The organism is Parapedomonas caeni (genome assembly GCF_041060555.1).
GTDB lineage: Bacteria > Pseudomonadota > Alphaproteobacteria > Sphingomonadales > Sphingomonadaceae > CAUJIW01.
This window is the reverse complement of sequence record NZ_JBEUDS010000049.1, coordinates 1-5,373: the sequence shown is the minus strand read 5'-3', so window position 1 is coordinate 5,373 and position 5,373 is coordinate 1. Positions and strand designations below refer to the sequence as shown.

Sequence of the window (5,373 nt, the reverse complement as noted above, 5' to 3'; positions counted from 1 at the left end):
CGGGCCGATCTGCCCTGTCTCAGCGCCTTGCGCGCCCGACGACGCCGCTCGGGACGGAAAATGATTGTCCTGCGGTCGGATTCAGGCGAAGCTCACGTCAGACGGCATGCCACTTGGGGAATGTATGTTGCGATATCCGGAGACGATGGGAAAGCGACACGAAGCGATTGTCGAAGAGGTTTTGCAATCCTCGTCCAGTGCCGCGCATTCGCTTGTCGCGGCGAGTTGGTGTCGTTCCAGCCTCAAGCACGGCCTCGACGCCGGGGCCAATCGCACGCTGGAGCTCGTCTCCGGTAGCGACCTTACTCAACGGAGACAGCGCCACGAGTTGATGCTGGATGTCGCGCGGCCTCTTCTCGACCAGCTGTTCCAGACCGTTTCCGCGACCGGCTGTGCCGTCATGCTGTCCGATAATGACGGTGTCGTTCTAGAAGCGCGCAGCCTAGCAGGTGATCGCGAACTCTTCGACCGGGTCGGTCTGACCCCTGGCGGGGTTTGGAGCGAAAGCCGCGAAGGCACCAACGGTATCGGCACTTGCCTGATTGAGGGGCGGCCCGTCACGATCCACCGCGACGAGCATTTCGCCACCCGCAATATCGGCATAAGCTGCATGGACGCACCGGTTCGCGATGCGACCGGCCGACTTGTCGGTGCGCTCGACATCTCGAACTGTCGCGACGATCACAGCGCTGCAATGGGCATATTGGTACAGAAGATCGTGCAGGATGCGGCGCGCCGGATCGAGAGCGGCGTGTTCCGCAAGCATTTCGCCGCACACCGGATCATCGACGCCAATTTGCCCGGCGGCGATGCGGCCCTTCTGGCAGTCGATCGCGACGATCTCGTAGTTGGCGCGACCTTTGCGGCGCGACATCGCTTCGGGCTTACGGATGCCTGTCTCGAAGCACGCCGGACGGCTTCGGACATTCTCGGGCGCGACGAAAGCATTTCCTTCCACGACTCGGAAAGAGCCGTGCTGCGGCAGGCGCTGGCGCAGGCTAGCGGGAATGCGACGAAGGCGGCGAAATTGCTCGGTATTGGTCGGGCCACGCTTTATCGCCGAATGGATAAGGCGGGCCTGTTGCGCGATTGATTTGAAAAGCACGGCCCGACTGTCTCAATAGTGAGACAGTCTCACCTCCTCACCAATGGCGCCCTCTGTTAATCCATTAGGTTTGACGGAACCATCATCCTCGCGACCGGGAGGGCCCGGCGATTTCGAGAGGATGATATCATGGACATGCAGACCAATCCCGCCACATCAATGGCGGCACCGTTCGCGGAGCGTTACGACAATTTCATCGGCGGGAAGTGGGTGGCCCCGAAAGACGGGCGCTATTTCGACAACATTTCATCGGTGACCGGCAAACCGGTCGGCAAGATCGCGCGTAGTCAGGCGGCCGACGTCGAGGCGGCGCTCGATGCCGCGCACGCCGCAAAGCAATCCTGGGGCCGCACCAGCGCGGGCGAGCGCGCCCAGATCCTCAATCGCATCGCTGACCGAATGGAGGAGAACCTCGAAAAGCTGGCGATCGCGGAGACATGGGATAACGGGAAGCCGCTGCGCGAGGCGATGGCGGCCGATATTCCGCTGGCCATCGATCACTTCCGCTATTTCGCGGGTTGCATCCGTTCGCAGGAGGGCAGCATTTCCGAGATCGATCACGATACGGTTGCCTACCATTTCCACGAACCGCTTGGCGTGGTCGGTCAGATCATCCCTTGGAACTTCCCGATCCTCATGGCGGCATGGAAACTGGCGCCAGCGCTCGCGGCCGGAAACTGCGTGGTGCTGAAACCGGCCGAACAGACCCCGGCTTCGATCCTCGTATGGATGGAGCTGGTCGCAGACTTGCTTCCCGCCGGCGTCCTCAACATTGTCAGTGGGTTCGGCCTTGAGGCAGGCAAGCCGCTTGCCAGCAGCAACCGGATCGCCAAGATCGCCTTTACCGGAGAGACGACGACCGGTCGCCTGATCATGCAGTATGCGAGCGAGAACCTCATTCCCGTGACGTTGGAGCTCGGCGGCAAAAGCCCGAATATCTTCTTCTCCGACGTGTGCCGCGAGGATGACGATTATTTCGACAAGGCCATCGAAGGCTTCGTCATGTTCGCGCTTAATCAGGGCGAGGTCTGCACCTGTCCCAGCCGCGCGCTGATCCACGAGAGCATCTACGACCGGTTCATGGAAAAGGCGATCGCGCGCACCGAAGCGATCGTCGCAGGCAATCCGCTTGATATGGCGACGATGATCGGGGCGCAGGCATCGTCCGAGCAGCAGGAAAAGATCCTCTCCTATATCGACATCGGCAAACAGGAAGGCGCCGAATTGCTGACCGGCGGTAAGGCCGCTCGGTTCGAAGGTGAGATCGCCGACGGCTATTACGTCGAGCCGACGATCTTCAAGGGCAATAACCGGATGCGCATCTTCCAGGAGGAAATCTTCGGCCCGGTCGTCTCCGTCACCACCTTCAAGGACGACGAGGAAGCGCTCCAGATCGCCAACGATACCCTGTATGGCCTTGGTGCCGGCGTGTGGAGCCGCGATGCGAACACCTGCTACCGGTTCGGCCGCGCGATCGAAGCCGGTCGCGTGTGGACGAATTGCTATCACGCCTACCCTGCCCACGCGGCCTTCGGGGGATACAAGCAGTCCGGCATCGGGCGCGAAAACCACCGCATGATGCTCGACCACTATCAGCAGACCAAGAACATGCTGGTCAGCTACAGCCCGAAGAAGCTCGGCTTCTTCTGAGGCGAACAGCCCGGGCACGGCGACGCGGAGTTTCGCCCGCCGCCCGGCCTTCGAACGATAAAACTAATGGCGAACGGTGACGAGCAGGACGAGGGAAAAATGGGGCGGGCCGCTTTGGTTCGCCGTGTGATTGCCACCGAGGCGGGAGCGGCGCTGCTGGCCGAAATCGTCGACCGTCACGGCCCGGTGCTGGTCCACCAGTCGGGCGGTTGCTGCGACGGATCGAGCCCGATGATCTATCCGCGCGCCGAATTCCGCATCGGCGAGCGCGACGTGCTGATCGGCAAGGTCGGCGATATCCCGGTCTATATCGGCAGCGCGCAATTCGCGGCTTGGAAACACACCCAATTGATCCTCGATGCGGTCGATGGACGGGGCGGGATGTTCAGCCTCGATAACGGGACCGAGCGCCGTCTCCTCGTTCGCAGCAGGGCCTTCGACGACAAGGAACTCGGCATGATCGACAAAGCCGATACTCTACGCCAGATGCATCATGACATCGCCCGCGACCCGGACGCATTCTGGCTAAATCAGGCACGCCGCCTCGACTGGGAGAGCTTCCCGACCCGCGCGAACGAAAGCAGCTTCGACAAAGCCGACTTCGGCATTCGCTGGTTTGCCGACGGCGAACTGAATGTTTCGGTCAACTGCCTCGATCGCCATCTGGATGCCCGTGGCGACAACGCCGCCATCGTTTTCGAAGGGGACGAGCCGGGCGAGGGGCGAACCCTCACTTACCGCGAACTGCATACGGAAGTCTGTCGTTTCGCCAATGTGTTGAAGGGCCGCGGAGTCGCCAAGGGAGATCGGGTAATCCTGTACATGCCGATGGTACCCGAAGCCGCGATCGCCATGCTTGCCTGCACACGAATCGGCGCGGTACATTCGGTGGTGTTCGGTGGCTTTTCACCCGATAGTCTGTCTGATCGTATTTCCGATTGCGGCGCCAAGCTCGTTATCACCGCCAATGAAGGCAGGCGCGGCGGCAGGTCGGTTCCCCTAAAGGCCAATGTCGACGCGGCCTGTGCAAAGGCGGGCGGGGTCGAAACGGTTATCGTCGTACAGCGGACGACGACCGAGGTCGATCTCAAGGAGGGCCGCGATTGGTGGTGGCACGACTTGAGCAAAGGGGTCGATGCCGATTGTCCGCCCGAGCCAATGAATGCGGAAGATCCGCTGTTCATTCTCTACACCAGCGGATCGACCGGCAAGCCCAAGGGCGTGCTGCACAGCACCGGCGGTTATCTGTTGTGGGTCACGCTCACCACCGATCTGCTGTTCGGCCTGAAGCAGGACGACCTGTTATGGTGCACCGCCGATGTCGGCTGGATCACTGGTCACTCCTATGTCGTCTACGGCCCGCTTTCCAACGGTGTGGCGACGGTGATGTTCGACGGCGTCCCGACCTATCCCGATGCCGGGCGGTTCTGGGAAACCAGCGAGCGGCTGGGCGTCACCGTGTTCTACACCGCGCCCACGGCCATCCGCGCACTGATGCGCGAAGGTGATGCGCCGGTGACGCGGCATGACCTTTCGAAGCTGCGCCTGCTTGGAACGGTGGGAGAGCCGATCAATCCCGAGGCGTGGCAATGGTATCATCGCGTGGTCGGTGGCGGGCGGTGCGAGATCGTCGATACGTGGTGGCAGACCGAGACCGGTGGCGCGCTGATCGCGCCGGTTCCGGGTGCGATGGAAACGAAGCCCGGCTCAGCCACCAGGCCGCTGCCGGGCGTATTCCCCGAACTGGTCGACGCAGAAGGCAAGGTGCTGGACGGCACGACCGAGGGCAATCTCGTCATCACACAGAGCTGGCCGGGCCAGATGCGCACCGTCTGGGGCGATCACGATCGCTTCTTCCAGACCTATTTCAGCACCTATCCCGGCAAATATTTCACCGGCGACGGCGCGCAGCGCGACGAGGATGGGTATTTCTGGATCACCGGCCGGGTGGACGACGTGATCAACGTCTCCGGCCACCGCATGGGCACCGCCGAGGTGGAAAGCGCGCTGGTGGCGCACCCCAGGGTGGCCGAGGCGGCGGTCGTCGGGATGCCGCACGATATCAAGGGCCAGGGCATTTACGCGTTCGTCACGCTCAATGCCGGCGAGGAAGGCGACGCGGCGCTGCGCGACGAGCTGAGGGCATGGGTGCGCAAGGAGATCGGACCGATCGCCACGCCCGATGCGATCCAGTTCGCCCCCGGCCTGCCCAAGACCCGCTCGGGCAAGATCATGCGCCGCATCCTGCGCAAGATCGCCGAGGGGAAACCCGGCGAAGTGGGCGACACCTCGACGCTGGCCGAACCGGCGGTGGTCGAGAATCTGGTGGCCAAGCGCATTGAACCGTAAGTTTCTTGAATTGCTACGGCCGCTAAGCACGCATTTTGGCTGAAACCGGACTGACCGCTTCCGTTGAGAGTTTCGGACGCCGACAGGCGTCGGAAAGTCTTCGATGCCCGAACCGGGGTGGTCATGAGCCGAGCTATGGGGATTCCACTGGACGCGGCTGTCATGCCGGAAGTTCCGCGACAATGAGGTGCGACTGCAACTGCATGCGCTGGCCTACAACCTGGCCATCTTCTTGCGCTGCATCGAGTTGCCCGAGACGATGGCCGACT

3 protein-coding genes and 1 pseudogene are annotated in these 5,373 nt (G+C 62.3%); all 4 read left to right on the top strand.

All coding sequences use genetic code 11. The features are described from left to right. Positions 1-124: 124 nt before the first annotated feature. On the top strand, positions 125-1,093 hold the full coding sequence (locus tag ABU113_RS16905) for a GAF domain-containing protein (RefSeq protein ID WP_231733314.1): 969 nt from the start codon (positions 125-127) through the stop codon (positions 1,091-1,093). Positions 1,094-1,234: 141 nt separating this feature from the next. Continuing rightward, a complete protein-coding gene (gene adh / locus ABU113_RS16900; protein WP_066114662.1) occupies positions 1,235-2,755 on the top strand; it encodes an aldehyde dehydrogenase in 1,521 nt (506 codons plus the stop codon). Between the two features lie 66 nt (positions 2,756-2,821). Beyond that, the gene (gene acs / locus ABU113_RS16895) at positions 2,822-5,104 is read left to right on the top strand and encodes an acetate--CoA ligase (RefSeq protein WP_230962461.1); all 2,283 of its coding nucleotides are present in this window, start codon (positions 2,822-2,824) and stop codon (positions 5,102-5,104) included. 136 nt (positions 5,105-5,240) lie between these two features. Beyond that, positions 5,241-5,373 (top strand): annotated as a pseudogene (locus ABU113_RS16890) (transposase); the annotation flags it as partial.